General features: G+C 63.0%; 9 protein-coding genes. 7 read left to right on the plus strand and 2 right to left on the minus strand.

Annotated elements, in window-relative coordinates; all coding sequences use genetic code 11:
• Positions 1–72 precede the first annotated feature (72 nt).
• Complete coding sequence (rlmB, locus tag ACIQH5_RS13275) at positions 73–1,065, plus strand: 23S rRNA (guanosine(2251)-2'-O)-methyltransferase RlmB (protein WP_141286475.1); 993 nt, start codon at positions 73–75, stop codon at positions 1,063–1,065.
• Between the two features lie 351 nt (positions 1,066–1,416).
• Here rlmB and ACIQH5_RS13280 read toward each other — a convergent pair whose 3' ends face one another.
• Positions 1,417–2,226 (minus strand): carbon-nitrogen hydrolase family protein, encoded by an 810-nt coding sequence (locus tag ACIQH5_RS13280; RefSeq protein WP_400403966.1) that lies wholly within the window; start codon positions 2,224–2,226, stop codon positions 1,417–1,419.
• Positions 2,227–2,464: 238 nt separating this feature from the next.
• Here ACIQH5_RS13280 and glgX point away from each other — a divergent pair, with 238 nt between their 5' ends.
• The 3 genes from glgX to ACIQH5_RS13295 are packed head-to-tail and all read left to right on the plus strand — an operon-like array spanning position 2,465 to position 5,458.
• Positions 2,465–4,579 (plus strand): glycogen debranching protein GlgX, encoded by a 2,115-nt coding sequence (gene glgX, locus ACIQH5_RS13285; protein ID WP_400403969.1) that lies wholly within the window; start codon positions 2,465–2,467, stop codon positions 4,577–4,579.
• A gap of 39 nt (positions 4,580–4,618) precedes the next feature.
• Entirely contained in the window at positions 4,619–5,092 is a 474-nt protein-coding gene (locus ACIQH5_RS13290; RefSeq protein ID WP_400403971.1) for a ribonuclease domain-containing protein, read from the plus strand.
• 6 nt (positions 5,093–5,098) lie between these two features.
• Entirely contained in the window at positions 5,099–5,458 is a 360-nt protein-coding gene (locus ACIQH5_RS13295; protein ID WP_400403974.1) for a barstar family protein, read from the plus strand.
• A gap of 137 nt (positions 5,459–5,595) precedes the next feature.
• Here the strand turns inward: ACIQH5_RS13295 and glgP are convergent, their stop codons facing one another.
• Entirely contained in the window at positions 5,596–8,220 is a 2,625-nt protein-coding gene (glgP, locus tag ACIQH5_RS13300; protein WP_400403976.1) for an alpha-glucan family phosphorylase, read from the minus strand.
• 125 nt (positions 8,221–8,345) lie between these two features.
• Here glgP and ACIQH5_RS13305 point away from each other — a divergent pair, with 125 nt between their 5' ends.
• From ACIQH5_RS13305 to ACIQH5_RS13315, 3 genes are read left to right on the plus strand one after another with little or no spacing between them, the layout of a single operon-like run.
• Complete coding sequence (locus tag ACIQH5_RS13305) at positions 8,346–10,430, plus strand: alpha-1,4-glucan--maltose-1-phosphate maltosyltransferase (RefSeq protein ID WP_400404014.1); 2,085 nt, start codon at positions 8,346–8,348, stop codon at positions 10,428–10,430.
• Entirely contained in the window at positions 10,430–12,226 is a 1,797-nt protein-coding gene (treS, locus tag ACIQH5_RS13310; protein WP_400403978.1) for a maltose alpha-D-glucosyltransferase, read from the plus strand. Before ACIQH5_RS13305 ends, treS begins: the two co-directional genes overlap by 1 nt.
• Before the next feature lies 1 nt (position 12,227).
• On the plus strand, positions 12,228–15,899 hold the full coding sequence (locus ACIQH5_RS13315; protein ID WP_400403980.1) for a 1,4-alpha-glucan branching enzyme: 3,672 nt from the start codon (positions 12,228–12,230) through the stop codon (positions 15,897–15,899).
• Positions 15,900–16,480 lie beyond the last annotated feature (581 nt).

Consider the following 16,480-nt stretch of genomic DNA (forward strand, 5'->3'; position numbering starts at 1 on the left):
CGCGGCGGCCGAATTGCATCGGGTCAGTAGACTTGATTCCAGACTTACTCACAAAATCAAGGATGGAATCTCATGGCCAATAATGGTCGCCGGTCGGTCAAGCAGAAGAAGGGCCCCACCACCGGAACCGGTGGCCACGGCCGCAAGGCCTTGGAGGGCAAGGGTCCCACGCCCAAAGCGGAGGAACGCACCTACCACAAGGCATACAAGAATAAGCAGTTGGCTGAGCGCTCCGCCGCCAAGCGCGGATCGGGCACCCGTCAGGGTGGCGCCGGCGCCCGCTCCGGCCCCAAGGGCCGTGCAACTGAAGAGCTGGTGACGGGCCGCAACTCGGTGGTCGAGGCTCTCCGCGCCGGCATTCCCGCCAAGGCACTGCACGTCGCCATCCGCATCGAGATGGACGACCGCGTCAAGGAGTCCCTCAAGCTCGCTGCCGAGCGCGGTATCCCGCTGCTCGAAACCGGCAAGGTTGAGCTTGACCGTATGACCGAGGACGCTGTCCACCAAGGCCTCGTACTGCAGATCCCGCCGTACGAATACGAGGACGCTTACGACCTCGCCGAGACGACTCTCGCCAAGTGGAAGAAGGGGCACATCTCCAACGCCCCCATCTTCGTTGCGCTGGACGGCATCACCGACCCCCGCAACCTCGGCGCGATCATCCGCTCCGTCTCCGCGTTCAGCGGCCACGGCGTCATCGTCCCCGAGCGTCGCTCCGTCGGCGTCACCGCGTCCGCTTGGAAGACCAGCGCCGGTGCCGCCGTCCGCGTCCCTGTCGCCCGCGCGTCGAACCTCAACAACGCCCTCAAGCAGTTCAAGAACATGGGCATCTACGTGCTCGGCCTGGACGGAGACGGCGACGTCTCGCTGCCGGACCTTACCGTGGCAACCGAGCCCGTGTGCATCGTAGTGGGCTCCGAAGGCAAGGGCCTCAGCAGGCTCGTGCGCGAAAACTGCGATCAAATCGTCTCGATCCCGATCGACTCCGCCATGGAGTCGCTCAACGCATCCATGGCCGTTGGCATCTCGCTGTACGAAGTGTCGAGGCAGCGCGCCGCTAAGTAATCCTCAAGAAGGCGCCGCAAGCGCCATTCCTCCGCGTGCTCGCTCGTTCCTCGCTTAGACGCACGCTTCCGGATGCCCTTGTGGCGCCTTTCTTATGCCCAACGCTCTCTCACTTCCCTCGGGTTTGAGGCCAGCGCTCTCTCACTTCCCTCGGGTTTGAGGCAGGCGCTCTCTCACTTCCCTCGGGTTTGAGGCAGGCGCTCTCTCACTTCCCTCGGGTTGGGTTTGCCGAGCAAAATGGGGAAATCCACCGGGACGGGTAGCGCCGTCCAACCCCGATGTTCGGTCTCCGGCCGCTGTGTGAGAGAGGGATGGCCTGAAGGGCTTGGGATGTGAGAGAGCGTCGGGGCGTTAGAAGTCGCGGCGGTTGGCCAGCACGGGGAGTTTGGCGCGGGCGTCTTCCACAGTGGCGGGGTCGAGGTCGTAGAAAATGAGGCCCGGCTCGCCTTCGAGGGCTTCCAGTACCTGTCCGAACGGGGATACGACGGCGGAGTACCCCACACCCGTGGGTGCGGCACCTTTGGCCTCTACACCTTGGGTGGCAGGATCGCCTTGGCCGCAGGCGAGCACGAACGTGGTGGTGTCCACGGCGCGGGCGCGGGCCAGGAGCTGCCACTGATCGGCCTTGCCCGGGCCGGAACCCCATGACGCGGACACAATGTTCACTACGGCTCCGCGCTGGGCATTGGCCGTGAACAAGGCGGGGAAACGGATGTCGTAGCAGGTAGCCAAACCAAAGGTGAGGCCACCGGCGTCGAACGTTACCGGATCCGTACCCGTCTCAACGGTGTCCGATTCCGCGAAGCCAAATGCATCAAAGAGGTGGATTTTGTCGTAGCTCGTTTCCACGCCAGGTCCCGTGGCCAGAAGCGTGTTCCGCACCCGCGGGGACCCTGACTCGGAGGGGCTGCCCGGGGTGAACATGCCGGCCACGATTACCAGCTGAAGTTCCTCGGCGAGGGATCGCACCCGGCTGGCCCACGGCCCGTCCAAGGGCTCAGCGATGTCCAGCAGCGAATTTCCGAACGCGCGCATCATCGCCTCGGGGAAAACCACCAATTCGGCGCCCCCGTCCTTGGCCCGGCGGGCGTTCTCCTCCAGGAGCCGCAGGTTGTCGGCCAGATCCCGGCCGGTGATGACTTGGGCAAGTGCTACTCGCACGATAAAACCTCCAGTTGTCTCCGTCCCAGTATGCCAAGCGGGTGGCCCGGAGGCGGCGGGCCGCGACACAATCGGGGCCTGAGATCTCAATCGCGCACGCCCCGAGGCAGCGTTCCAGCACGTGAGCGGCTGATCAAATCCCGCCATATTAGGGCAAGTAATGAAATCGAGATGCTGAACGTCGTCACATGGCGGGCCCGCGCGGTACATACTTTGCGTGGAACTAAACTTGCAAGCAATGGTTATGCCGATTTTTGACACAGCAGCTGCCCTGGATGCGTCGCAGCCCAGGCCCCTCGGACTGAGCGTGCCCCAGCCCGGAGTTTTCGACGCCCAAACCACACCCAACGATTCGGTGAACGTGGCCGTCTTCGCACCGGATCTGGACCGTGTGGAGGTGGTGTTCCAAGCACCCGGCGAACCGTGGCAGTCCCACATCCTGTCCAACGTTGAGAACGGCGTCCACTTCAGCCTCGTCAACGGCATGCCGCCGGGCACCCGCTATGGCTTCCGTGAGGCCCCCGGTGAGGGCGGGCTTCCGCTGTCCATCCCGGCTGTGGACCTGGACGACGACGGCGGCCAGCCACTGCTGCTCGATCCTTACGGCCGCGCCGTGGACCAGCGGGGCGAGTTCCTCACCAGTGTCCACGTGGATGCAGGCTTTGATTGGGGCGACGACCGCCCGCCGCGAACGCCCATGCGCACCTCGGTGATCTATGAGGCGCACGTTCGTGGACAAACCATGCTGCACCCGGACATCCCGGAGCACCTCCGCGGGACCTACGCGGGCATGGCGCATCCTGTGATGATCCAGCACCTCACTGAACTGGGCATCACGGCCGTCCAGCTTCTGCCCATTCATTTCCACTTGGATGAGTCCCACCTTCAGGACTTGGGCATGACCAATTACTGGGGCTACAACACGGCCGCCTTCTTTGCTCCCCACGCTGACTACGCCACGGAGGCTGCTCGCAATGCGGGGCCCCACGCGGTGCAGGATGAGCTCAAGGGCATGATCAAACTGCTCCATGCGGCGGGGATCGAAGTCATTCTCGACGTCGTGTACAACCACACCGCCGAAGCGGGGCCCGACGGACCGCCGCTGAGCTTCCGGGGTTTGGCAGAGAAACGTTACTACCGGCACGACGCCCATGGGCGCTACCTGGACACCACCGGATGCGGCAACACGTTGGATTTCAGCGATCCTGTAGTGGTTGATCTCGCCCTGGATTCCTTGCGTTACTGGGTGAACGATTTCCATGTGGACGGGTTCCGCTTCGACCTCGCGGTGACACTGTGCCGGGACGCCAGTAACACCTTCGATCCCCAGCACCCTTTCCTGCAGGCGATTGCCGAGGACCCCGTACTCTCAGCGGTCAAGCTGATCGCCGAGCCTTGGGATGTCGGCTATGGAGGGTGGCAGACGGGGCGGTTCCCGCACGGATGGTCGGACTGGAATGACCACTTCCGCGACGGCGTCCGCAGCTTCTGGCTCTCGGACAGGGCTGCCATGGAGTCTGGTGGCCAGGGTGGCTCTGTTGCGTCACTGGCTGAGCTCATGGCCGGCTCCGCCAACCTCTTCGCATCATCGGGGCGCGGACGGTTGGCCAGCGTCAACTTCATCACCGCCCACGACGGTTTCACCCTCAAGGACCTGGTCAGCTACGACCGCAAGCACAACGAGGCCAACGGGGAGCAGAACCGCGACGGCCACGGAGACAACCGGAGCTACAACCACGGCGTGGAGGGCAGGAGCGAGAACGAGGCAATCGTCGCAGCCCGAGCCCTGTCTGTCCGCAACCTGATGGCCACCTTGCTCCTGTCTTTCGGCGTTCCCATGATCACTGCCGGCGACGAGATCGGGCGCACCCAACAGGGCAACAACAACGCGTACTGCCAGGACAATCCCACGGCCTGGCTTGACTGGAGCCGGACCCAGGAAGCCAACGCCATGTTCAGGACCACGCGTGAACTGGTCAGGCTGCGCCGGTGGTTCTTGAGGCACCAGCCGGAAAGTTTCCCCGGCAACGCGAACGATTCCAGCCTGCAATGGTTTGACGACAAGGGAAAGCGGATGACTCCGGCGCGGTGGAACGATCCCAGTGTCCGCTCCGTCCAGCTCCTGATGGGTCACGAGGACAGTGAGATCCGCGGGTTGATCTCAGTGAACGGCAGCAACCAGGACGTGAAGATGGTCCTGCCGGAGATCTTGAGCGAGTCAGGCATCGGAAAGCGCATGTTTGAACTCCGCTTCACCACCTCGGTGCTGCACGAGCGAAGGAAGGGCGCGTTGGTGGCGTCGGGCGAGCGGGATATCCTGCAAGCCAACACCATCAACATCTACCGCACATAGCCGCTGCCTAGAAGCGCCAACTAACAGGAGTCTCTCAGCATGAACCGCAGCCGCAGCAAACTGGTGGCATTCGCGGGTTTGGTGATCGCCGTCGTCGTGCTGGTGGTTGCCATGGTGGGTGGAGGCTCACTGACCGCGCAAACCACGACGCCGGAATCTGGCTCCACATCGACGTCACCAACGGCGGCAGCCACCGCAGGTGCCACCCCCGCCGTCGCCAACCCTTCATCGCTGCCCGCAATCAACGCCTCACAGCTACCCAAGGAAGCGCGTCAAACCCTTGTGCTGATTGCCAAGGGCGGCCCATACCCCTACGACCGTGACGGTGTGAACTTCGGCAACTTCGAGGGATTGCTGCCGAAGAAGTCCGGTGGTTTCTACAAGGAGTACACGGTGCCCACGCCAGGGGAGTCTGACCGCGGCGCGCGCCGAATCATTGTGGGCAAGGACTCAGCCAAGTACTACACCCCGGACCATTACGACTCGTTCAAATTCATTGTCGAGGACAAGTAGGAGCCCATGAAGATCTATTCCGCAGACACCTGGACGCTCGAAGAACTGCAAGAGCAGATCTCGGACGCCGGCCGCCGGACCCTCTTGGTCCCACCAGCGGCCACCAAGCAGGCAGTCCTTGAGGTCTTCGGCCAGGTCCTCGATTTCCCCGAGTACTACGGCGTGAACCTGGACGCCCTCAACGACTCCTTGCATGACTACGCCGATGCCCTCTCGGAGGACGATGGCAGCCCGGTCACCATGATCTGGCAGGTCCCGCCGGCCTACCGCACGGACCGTTCCTTCGGAGTAGTCTGCGAAATCCTCCAAGACGCAGAGAGCTACGCCGGCCGCGACCTGGCAATCATCGCCGTCTTCGAGAATTAGTCGCGCCAACGGGTCCTATGGATCCCAACCGTAGCGGGCCGTGAGACGCAATTGGCGACCGCGACCCGGCAGCGTGCGTCAAAGCGACGAAGGAGCAGCACGCAGAGGGTTACGGTCGCCAATTGGGCTACGGCGGACTAGGCGTTCGCGATCAATCCAAGTTCAGCTTTGGATGCCAACGCTGAGTGCTTCGGGAACACGCGGACCGTGTAGCCGAAGGAGCCGGACCGGTTGATCACTACGGAGCCGCTGAACAGGTGGCGTCCGCCGCCGAGGTCTTCGAGGGAGTCCAATTCGGCTACCACGATGTCCTCGAGCTCGTCGGATTCTTCGGCTCGTCCGAAGGCCACCTCCACGGAGACGTCGTCGGGTGTCAGGTTGTTGAGGGCCACGTAGGCGTTGACTTGGAGCGTGTCACCTACTTGGGGTTCTTCGGAGACGCCGACGGAGTCCACGTGTTCCACCACAACTTCGGGCCACGCGTTCCGTACCTTGGTGGTCCAGGCCGCGAGTTCCTTGGCTTCCTTGAAGGACTCAGCAACAGCGCGTCGGCCGGACACAGCGGCCGGGCAGTAGAGGTTGTTGACGTAGTCGTGGAGCATGCGTTCTGCCGAGACTGCGGGGCCGAGGTTGGCCAGAGTGTGCTTGATCATGGACACCCAGTGGGTGGGCACGGTCTCGACGCTGGATTCGGACGGTCCTGCTGCGCCCGCGGCTTGTGCCACCGTTGTGCCGTAGAAGCGCGGCGCCACCTGGGTTTCCAGGAGTTCGTAGAGCGCGGATGCCTCAATGTCGTCGCGTTCCTCGGAGGATGCGTTGTTGTTGGCGGTGGGGATCGCCCAGCCGTTTTCGCCGTCGTACATTTCGTCCCACCAGCCGTCCAGGACGGAGAGGTTGAGCGAGCCGTTGATGGCGGCCTTCATGCCGGAGGTGCCGCAGGCTTCGAGCGGGCGCAGCGGGTTGTTGAGCCAGACGTCGCAGCCGGGGAACAGGGTCCGGGCCATGGCGATGTCGTAGTTGGGCAGGAAGACGATCCGGTGCCGGACCTGGGGGTCGTCGGTGAACTTGACTAAGTCTTGGATCATCTTCTTGCCGGCGTCGTCTGCGGGGTGAGACTTGCCTGCGATGACCAGCTGGATGGGGTGTTTTGGATCCAGCAGGAGGGCCTTCAAGCGTGCCGGGTCGCGCAGCATGAGCGTGAGCCGCTTGTAGGTGGGCACGCGGCGTGCGAATCCGATGGTGAGGACGTCGGGGTCCAGTACGGAGTCGGTCCAGGCGAGTTCGGCGTCGGCGGCGCCGCGCTTTTTCCAGGAGGCCCGGAGCCGGCGTCGAACGTCTTCGATGAGTTGCGCGCGAAGTTCCCGGCGGAGCGCCCAGACGTCTTCGTCGCTGACGTTGTAGGCCAGATCCCAGCGTCCCATTGCTTCGGCTTCCGCGCCGAACTGGTTCCGTGCCAGGGACGAGATGCGGGGATCAACCCAGGTGGGTACGTGGACTCCGTTGGTGACGGAGGCGATGGGGATTTCTGAGTGGTCGAATCCTGGCCAGAGTCCGGCGAACATTTCGCGGGACACCACGCCGTGCAGCTTTGCCACGCCGTTGGCGCGTTGCGCGAGGCGCAGGCCCATCACCGCCATGTTGAAGACCGAGGGGTTGCCGCCGTCGTAGTTTTCGCGGCCGAGTTCCAGGATGCGTTCGGTGGGCACGGAGGGTGCCAGCCCGGCGTCGAAGAAGTGCTTGATTTGCACGGTTTCGAAGCGGTCGATGCCTGCGGGTACAGGGGTGTGCGTTGTGAAGACGGTGGAGGCACGGCCGGCCGCGAGGGCTTCGTCCCAGCTGAGGGGGTGCTCGGGATTGGACATGGCTTCCTGGATGCGTTCGATCCCCAGGAAACCGGCGTGGCCTTCGTTGGTGTGGAAGACCTCGGGCGCGGGTGTACCGGTGAGTTCCTGGTAGACGCGCAGGGCTTTGACGCCGCCCATGCCCAGGAGGAGCTCCTGCTGGAGCCGGTGATCTCCGCCGCCGCCGTACAGGCGATCGGTGATGCCACGTGCGGCTTCGTCGTTGGAGGGGACGTTGGAGTCCAGCAGCAGCAGCGGAACACGTCCGACGTCGGCACGCCACACATGGGCGTGGAGCTCGCGTCCGTTGGGCAGCGGCAGGGAGATGTGAACGGGTTTGCCGGGGGCACCGTCCTTGGCCGGGTGGCGGAGCAGCGTCAGGGGGAGCCCGTCGGGGTCCAGTACGGGGTAGGTCTCCTGTTGCCAGGCGTCCCGGGAGAGCGATTGTTTGAAGTAGCCGGCCTGGTACAGAAGGCCCACGCCGATCAGCGGCACACCCAGGTCCGAGGCCGCCTTGAGGTGGTCACCGGCGAGGATTCCGAGGCCGCCGGAGTACTGCGGGAGTACCTCGGTGATGCCAAATTCGGGGGAGAAGTACGCGATGCAGGCCGGAGCGTCCTCATTGAGGCCCTGGTACCAGCGCGGTTCGCTGAGGTAGCGGTCCAGATCGGCCGCGGCGTGCTGAACACGTTCCACAACCTCCCCGTCATTGGCCAGATCCTGCAGTTGCTCGCGGCTGATGGACCCCAGCAAGGCAATGGGGTCGTGCTGCGAGGCCTGCCAGAGAGCCGGATTCAGGCTCGCAAAAAGCTCCCGTGTGGGCCTGTGCCACGACCAGCGCAAATTGGTCGCCAGACGGGCCAGGGGCCTGATGGGCTCGGGGAGGACGGTACGGACTGTAAACCTTCGAATTGCCTTCACGAGCGCCACACTAACGGACTCACATGGCAGCCGGAACTGCATTGGGTTTCTTTTAGGTAAAAGTCACCTTGCGTCGAGGAGAAAGGTCGTGTGCTTAGCATTCTGTGATTTTTGTCGCTAACGTCGTGGTTGTGACGAAAACCGCGCGAACCATCACAGCTCTGAAATCCAAGACGACTACGGACATCACCGAGGGACTTCGCTTCGGCCGGTTCCCCATCACGGCCGTACAGCCGGTGGTTGAGGGTGGCCGTTTCCCGGCGAAGGCCTTGCCTGGCGAGGACCTCGTTGTAGGCGCCACGGTCTTCCGTGAAGGCCATGACCAGCTCGGCGTGTCCGCTGTGCTGCTCGATCCCAAGGGGAAGGAGCGTCAGCGCGTCCGCCTGACCCCGGCCCAGGGGGAGCAATGGAAGGGCCTGGACCGCTGGGAGGGCCTGATCACGCCTGCCGGCACCGGCGCCTGGTCCTTCGTCATTGAGGCCTGGCACGACCGCTACGGCACCTGGCACCACAACGCCGAGGTCAAGGTCGGGGCCGGCATTGACGTCGAGTTGATGCTTGCCGAGGGCGCTGCCCTCCTGGCTGAAGCTACCGACGACGCCGGGCGCAGCGCCGTGGAGAAGCGCGCCTTGCGCGCCGCTTCAGTGGTGCTGGCCGATACCACCAAGACTGCCGAGGAGCGCCTGGGTGCAGGGTTCAGCCCGGAGGTGCTGGCCGCCGTCGGACGCGTTCCCATCCGTGAACTGGTGACCGTTTCTGAACGTTTCCCGCTGCAGGTGGAACGCGACCTCGCGGGACGCGGTTCCTGGTACGAGTTCTTCCCCCGTTCAGAGGGCGCCGTGCTGGATCACTCCACCGGCGTTTGGACGTCCGGCAATTTCCGCACGGCAGCCAACAGGCTCGACGCCGTGGCGGACATGGGCTTCGACATCATCTACCTGCCGCCCATCCACCCCATCGGGTTCCAGCACCGCAAGGGCCGCAACAACACGTTGACCCCGGGCCCGCAGGATCCCGGATCGCCGTGGGCCATCGGTTCCAAGGACGGTGGCCATGACGCCATCCACCCGGAACTGGGGACCTTTGAGGACTTTGACGCGTTCGTGGCCCGTGCCAACGAGCTGGGGCTCGAAGTTGCTTTGGACCTCGCCCTGCAGGCAGCTCCGGACCACCCGTGGGTGACCACCAACCCGGAGTGGTTCACCACGCGTGTGGACGGGTCCATCGCTTACGCGGAGAATCCGCCGAAGAAGTACCAGGACATTTATCCCCTGAACTTTGACAATGATCCTGCGGGCTTGTCCAAGGAAATCCTGCGGATCGTGCAGCTGTGGATCAGCCACGGCGTCAAGGTTTTCCGGGTGGACAATCCCCATACCAAGCCCGTCTGGTTCTGGGAATGGCTGATCGGCAAGATCAACAAGAAGAACCCCGAGGTCGTGTTCCTGGCGGAGGCCTTCACGCGTCCGCCCATGATGCACGCTTTGGGCCGCGCAGGATTCCAGCAGTCGTACTCCTACTTCACCTGGCGGAACACCAAGACCGAGTTGGAAGAGTACTTCCACGAGATCAGCCACGTCAGCCCGGCGTACTTCCGTCCCAACTTCTTCGTCAACACCCCGGACATCCTCACCGAGTACCTGCAGTACGGTGGTCCGGCGGCGTTCAAGATCCGTGCAGTCCTTGCTGCTACGGCGAGCCCGCTCTGGGGCGTCTACGCAGGCTACGAGCTGTATGAGCACGTGGCCCGTCCGGGCGCGGAGGAGTACATCGATAACGAGAAGTACGAGTACAAGGCACGGGATTGGGAAGGCGCGGCCGAGTCCGGGCGGACCTTGGCGCCGTACATCACCAGGCTCAACACCATCCGCAAGGACCATGTGGCCTTGGGTGACCTGCAGAACCTGACACTGCACAGCAGCACCGACGACGCCACGATTGTGTACTCCAAGCACAAAACGCTGCCGGACGGCACCAAGGACACCTTAATCATTGTGGTCAACGTGGATCCGCACAGCACCCGCGAAAGCACAGTGTCCCTAAACCTCGCGGCCCTGGAGCTGGATCCTTCGGACTTCAACGAGGACGGCCGGTTCCGGGTGGATGACCTCATCAGCGGCCAGAGCTGGGAATGGGGCGAGCACAACTACGTGCGGCTTGACGCCCACGTGGAACCGGCGCACATTCTGAGCATCCGGAGGCAGCTTTAGTGAGTTTTTCTCCGCAGAACCCCAGCCAGTACTTCACTCCGAAGAACACCTTCGAGTTGAACGCCCCAGGTCTCCAGCACGATCCGCACTGGTACCGCAAGGCAGTCTTCTATGAGGTACTGGTGCGGGCCTTTGCGGATGCCAACGGGGATGGTTCCGGCGACTTCCACGGCCTGATCGAAAAACTGGATTACCTCCAGTGGTTGGGCGTCGACTGCCTGTGGTTGCCGCCGTTCTTCCATTCCCCGTTGCGCGACGGCGGCTACGATATCGCCGACTACACGTCCGTGCTGGACGAGTTCGGCACCATCAGCGACTTCAAGAGATTGGTTGCCGAGGCCCACGCACGTGGCGTCCGGGTGATTATCGACCTGCCGTTGAACCACACCTCGGACCAGCATCCGTGGTTCCAGGAATCGCGGAAGGACCCCACCGGTCCTTACGGAGATTTCTATGTGTGGAGCGATACGGACGAGAAGTACCAGGACGCACGCATCATCTTTGTTGACACCGAAGAGTCCAACTGGACGTTCGACCCCATTCGCCGGCAATTTTTCTGGCACCGCTTCTTCAGCCACCAGCCGGACCTGAACTTCGAGAACCCCGCAGTCATCGAGGCGCTCTACGACGTCGTCAGATTCTGGCTGGACCAGGGCATCGATGGCTTCCGGGCCGATGCCATTCCCTACCTGTTCGAAGAAGACGGCACCAACTGCGAGAACCTGCCGGCCACCCACACCTTCCTGCAGGACCTTCGCCGGATGGTGGACTCGAACTACCCCGGGCGGGTGATCATTGCCGAGGCGAACCAGCCGCCGCATGAAGTGGTGGAGTACTTCGGCACCGAGGAAGCCCCCGAATGCCACATGGCTTTCCATTTCCCCATCATGCCGAGGCTTTACTACGCCTTGCGGGACCAGAAGGCGGCTCCCATCATTGAGGCCCTGCGGAACACCCCGGAGATTCCCAAGGGGGCGCAGTGGGGCACTTTCCTGAGGAACCACGACGAACTGACGTTGGAGATGGTGCCCGCCGAGGAACGCGCCGCCATGCTGGGCTGGTACGCCCCGGATCCGCGGATGCGGGCCAACATTGGTATTCGACGCCGGTTGGCGCCGCTGCTGGATAATTCCCGTTCGGAGATCGAGCTGATCAACGCGTTGCTGCTGTCCCTGCCGGGCAGCCCCTTCCTGTACTACGGCGATGAGATCGGCATGGGAGACAACATCTGGCTCGATGACCGTGATGCCGTCCGAACGCCCATGCAGTGGAACCCCGACCGCAACGCTGGTTTTTCCGGGGCTGACCCGGGCCAGCTTTACCTGCCGGTCATCCAGTCGCTGGTTTACAACTACAGCATGACCAACGTTGAGGCCGAGGCCGCACATTCGGGCTCCCTGCTGCGCTGGACACGCCAGATCCTCAGCGTCCGGAAGAACCACCCGGTGTTTGGCCTGGGCGGCTTCCGGCACGTCGAAGCGGACCATGAGGTGGTGCTCGCGTACGTTCGGGAATTGCCGGCGGGAAACCCCGAGGGGGAGGATGCCGAAACCATACTGTGCGTCTTCAACCTCTCCCAGCACCCCGTGGCGGCAACGCTGGATATTCCCGAGTATGCGGGCCGGGGCTTGCGCGATATTTTCGGTGGCCAGCCTTTCCCGGCGGTCGGCGACAACGGTCATTTGACCGTGATGCTGGGTAGCCACAGCTTCTACTGGCTGCGGGTCCGCTCAGCATTTTCCAATCCCACGTCGCCTTATACCCAGGCGATTCCCGTGGTGACCTCCAAAGGATGAGATGAACAAGGAAAACTTGAACCCCTCCATTGAAGGACTTCTCAGGACCTGGCTGCCGGGCAAGCGCTGGTTCCCGGTTAAGAGCCCCGACTTTGCGCTGGAGCAGGTGGGCGGTTTCAGCCTCCCTCCTGCCGGCGGCCCACATACGGGCGGCGACGCGCAGTTCGAAGTGGTGCTGTTGGCCGTAACCCACCGAACGGCCGACGGCGGTTCTCGGACTGACGTTGTCCAGGTTCCGTTGAGCTACAGGAGCCAGCCGCTGCCGGAGGCCACATCAGCTTTGTTGGGGGAATTCACGGATCCCCAACAGGGCCTCCGCCTCGTGTACGACGCCGTCTTCGATGCCGACTTCGTCACTGCCTGGCTGGAACTGATGCGCAGTGAAGGAACGGCTGCCGGCGCCCAGGGGCACCTGACCCGCGGGCGTGTCGCGCTCCCCGGGCATCCCAGGTCCGTGAAGGTCCTCTCCGGCGAGCAGTCCAACACCTCAGTCATCATCGACGACGGCGGTTCGGCAGCGATCGTCAAAATCTTCCGCGTGCTTGCCGCCGGTAAAAATCCCGAGGTGGAACTTGGCGCCGCCCTGACGGCGGCCGGGACCACCGAGGTTCCCGCGACGCTCGGATGGATCAGCGGCTCGTGGGATGGCCCGGCGTCGAACGGTTCCACACGGGCCACCGGCGAGCTGGCTGTCGCCCACGAGTTCCTCCTGGGCGGCTTGGATGCCTGGCGCCTGGCAGTCGAAGCAGCCGCCGCCGGCAAGGATTTCACGGCGGAAGCCCGCGGGCTCGGCGCTGCTACTGCCACGGTTCACGCCAGGCTTGCGGAAACGTTCGGTACCCAGGACGGTCAGGATCAGGGACCGGACATCATCGCCACAGTAGCCCGGCGTGTCCGTGGCTCGTGGGCGGAAGCCTCGTCCGCCGTCGGGCCCCATGACCAACAACTCGATGAGTTGCTGGCGGCTCTGGATCCCCGGGACGTGGGCCAGTTGCAGCGCGTCCACGGCGACCTCCACCTGGGCCAGATTCTTTTGGTTCCCGGCGCTGAGGGTCAGCCGGGACGGTGGGCCATCCTCGACTTCGAGGGCGAGCCACTACGGACCATTGATGAGCGCAATTCTCCCGATCTTCCCTTGCGGGACGTCACGGGGATGCTGCGCTCGTTCGACTACGCTGCCGGTGCCGCCACGCGCGAAAACACCAATGCCAGGGTGCCCGAAACCTGGGTGGATGACTGCGCTGCCGCGTTCCTCGAGGGGTACAGCGAGGTCACCCCGGGAACCATTGACCGCCGCTCGCCGCTCTTTGTGGCATTGTGGCTGGACAAGGCCTTATACGAGGTTGTTTACGAGTTGCGGAACCGGCCCGACTGGTTGTCGATCCCCGTGAATGCATCCCGACGAATCCTCGACAATACAAGCCGCGGCAAGCATGCGGCAGCTACAGCGGAAGGTAATGACATGACTGGCTCTGCACGCACCGAACGGCCCCGAATTCCCCTGCATGTGGATTCCGAGACCTTGGAACGCGTGGCGGCCGGCGCCTACCATGCGCCGCACTCAGTGCTTGGCGCCCACCTGGATGATCACGGCCACGTCACCATCCGTACTGTGAAGCACCTCGCGAAGTCCGTGGTTGTTGTGACCGAAGCCGGCCGCACCGACATGACCCACGAGTCGCATGGCGTCTGGACCGCGGTCCTGGAACCGCTGCAGGCCGGCCACGTGCCGGACTATCGTTTGGAAGTGGTGTACGACGTCGAACCCGTCACCATTGATGACCCGTACCACTACCTGCCTACCGTGGGTGAGGTGGACCTGCACCTGATCGGTGAAGGCCGCCACGAACGTCTTTGGGATGTCCTCGGTGCGCACGTTCAGCACTACCGCTCCGCGTTGGGCGAGGTGGACGGAGTCTCCTTCGCCGTCTGGGCCCCGAATGCCCAGGCCGTCCGGGTGAAGGGTGACTTCAACGGCTGGGATGGCCGCTCTCACGGAATGCGTTCTTTGGGTTCCTCCGGGGTGTGGGAATTGTTCATCCCGGGCGTTGTAGCAGGGGCGTGCTACAAATACGAGATCCTCACCAAGGCGGGTCACTGGATTGAGAAAGCCGATCCGCTGGCCTTCGGCACCGAGGTCCCGCCGCTCACTGCTTCACGTGTAGTGGACGCCAGCTACCGGTTCAAGGACGCGGAATGGATGAGCGCCCGTGCCGCGAAGGACCCGCACAATTCGCCCATGAGCGTTTACGAAGTCCACTTGGGCTCCTGGCGACTGGGCCTTGGCTATAAGGAGCTTGCCAAGGAACTCGTGGACTACGTGAAGTGGCTTGGGTTCTCCCACGTCGAGTTCATGCCGGTGGCGGAGCACCCCTTCGGTGGTTCGTGGGGTTACCAAGTGACGTCCTACTTCGCTCCCACCTCACGGTTCGGACACCCGGACGAGTTCCGGTTCCTGGTGGATTCGCTTCACCAGGCCGGCATCGGTGTCCTGCTCGACTGGGTCCCTGCTCACTTCCCCAAGGACTCCTGGGCGCTGGCACAGTTCGACGGTCAGCCCCTGTACGAGCACTCGGACCCCGCCTTGGGCGAACACCCGGACTGGGGAACCCTGATCTTTGATTTCGGGCGCAGCGAGGTCCGGAACTTCCTGGTGGCCAACGCCCTGTACTGGCTGGAGGAATTCCACATCGATGGCCTGCGGGTGGACGCCGTGGCCTCGATGATCTACCTGGACTACTCCCGTGAAGAAGGGCAGTGGAGGCCCAACAAGTTCGGCGGCCGTGAGAACCTCGAAGCCATTTCCTTCATGCAGGAAGTCAACGCCACCGTCTATAAGTCCCACCCCGGCGCCATCATCATTGCCGAGGAATCCACCGCTTTCCCTGGCGTTACGGCTCCCACCAACCACGGCGGGCTCGGCTTCGGCCTGAAGTGGAACATGGGCTGGATGCACGACTCGCTGAAGTACATCTCCGAGGATCCGATCAACCGCAAGTGGCACCACGGCACCATCACGTTCTCACTGGTCTACGCCTTCACTGAGAACTTCCTGCTGCCCATCAGCCACGACGAAGTAGTTCACGGCAAGGGCTCCATGCTGCGGAAGATGCCCGGTGACCGGTGGCAGCAGCTGGCCAACCTGCGTGCCTTCTTCGCCTACCAGTGGGCGCATCCCGGCAAGCAGCTCATCTTCATGGGCACTGAGTTCGGCCAGGAAGCGGAATGGTCCGAACAGTACGGACTGGACTGGTTCCTTGCCGATATCCCCGCGCACCGAGGACTGCAGCTCCTCATCAAGGATCTCAACGAGCTCTACACCTCAACGCCGGCCCTTTACCAGCGGGACAACGAGGCCGGCGGTTTCCAGTGGATCAATGGCGGGGATGCCGATCACAACGTCCTCACGTTTATCCGCTGGGATCACGAAGGCAAGCCGTTGGTGTGCGCAGTGAACTTCTCCGGCGGTCCCCATAAGGACTACATCCTGGGTGTTCCGGCGGCGGGGGACTGGGTGGAAGTCCTCAACACCGACGCTGAGACGTATGGCGGCTCAGGGGTTGTCAACGCAGGATCGCTGAAGGCTTCGACGCCGGGCACCGATGGGCAGCCTGCGGCGCTGACCGTCACGCTGCCTCCGCTGGGCGCCTCCTGGTTCGCTCCGGTTGAGTAGCCTGAGCGTTCGTAGCAGCGACTAGGGGCAGTTGCTCCTGGTGTGAGGAGGGCCCGGAGCCGTGGCTCCGGGCCCTCTTCCCTTTGTTTCCGGGGTTTTTGCTCGGCCTAGAGGGTGTGTCGTTCACGGGTTTTGCCATCCAGGGGAAGTAGGGGTATAGTTAGTACCCGCGCTGCTCCACGAGTAGAGATCGCAAGCTGACAAGATACCGCAAGGAAGAATCAAGTCAAGCATGCCGATTTGACTCGCAGGAAGCTAGCCGGTAAGTTTGAAAAGTTGCTCCGGAGCGATTCCGGGACCTGTGAGGGTTCTGGTTGGTACTGCTTTGGAATAGTGACCTGTTGTTTGAGAACTCAATAGTGTGCCAAGTTTGTTGATGCCGATTGTTTTATTGATTGGTTGAAATTTATGCCAGTACTGTCATGCACCCCCGTGTGTGGTGGTCTGGTTTTCAGCTGGTTTCGAATTTTGTGCAGCCGCGTTCTACCGTTATTTCCGGTGGGTGTGGTTGTGTCTGTTTGATTTGTTTTACTTCAACGGAGAGTTTGATCCTGGCTCAGGATGAACGCTGGCGGCGTGCT

The organism is Paenarthrobacter sp. NPDC091711 (genome assembly GCF_044756605.1).
Taxonomy (GTDB): Bacteria; Actinomycetota; Actinomycetes; order Actinomycetales; family Micrococcaceae; genus Arthrobacter.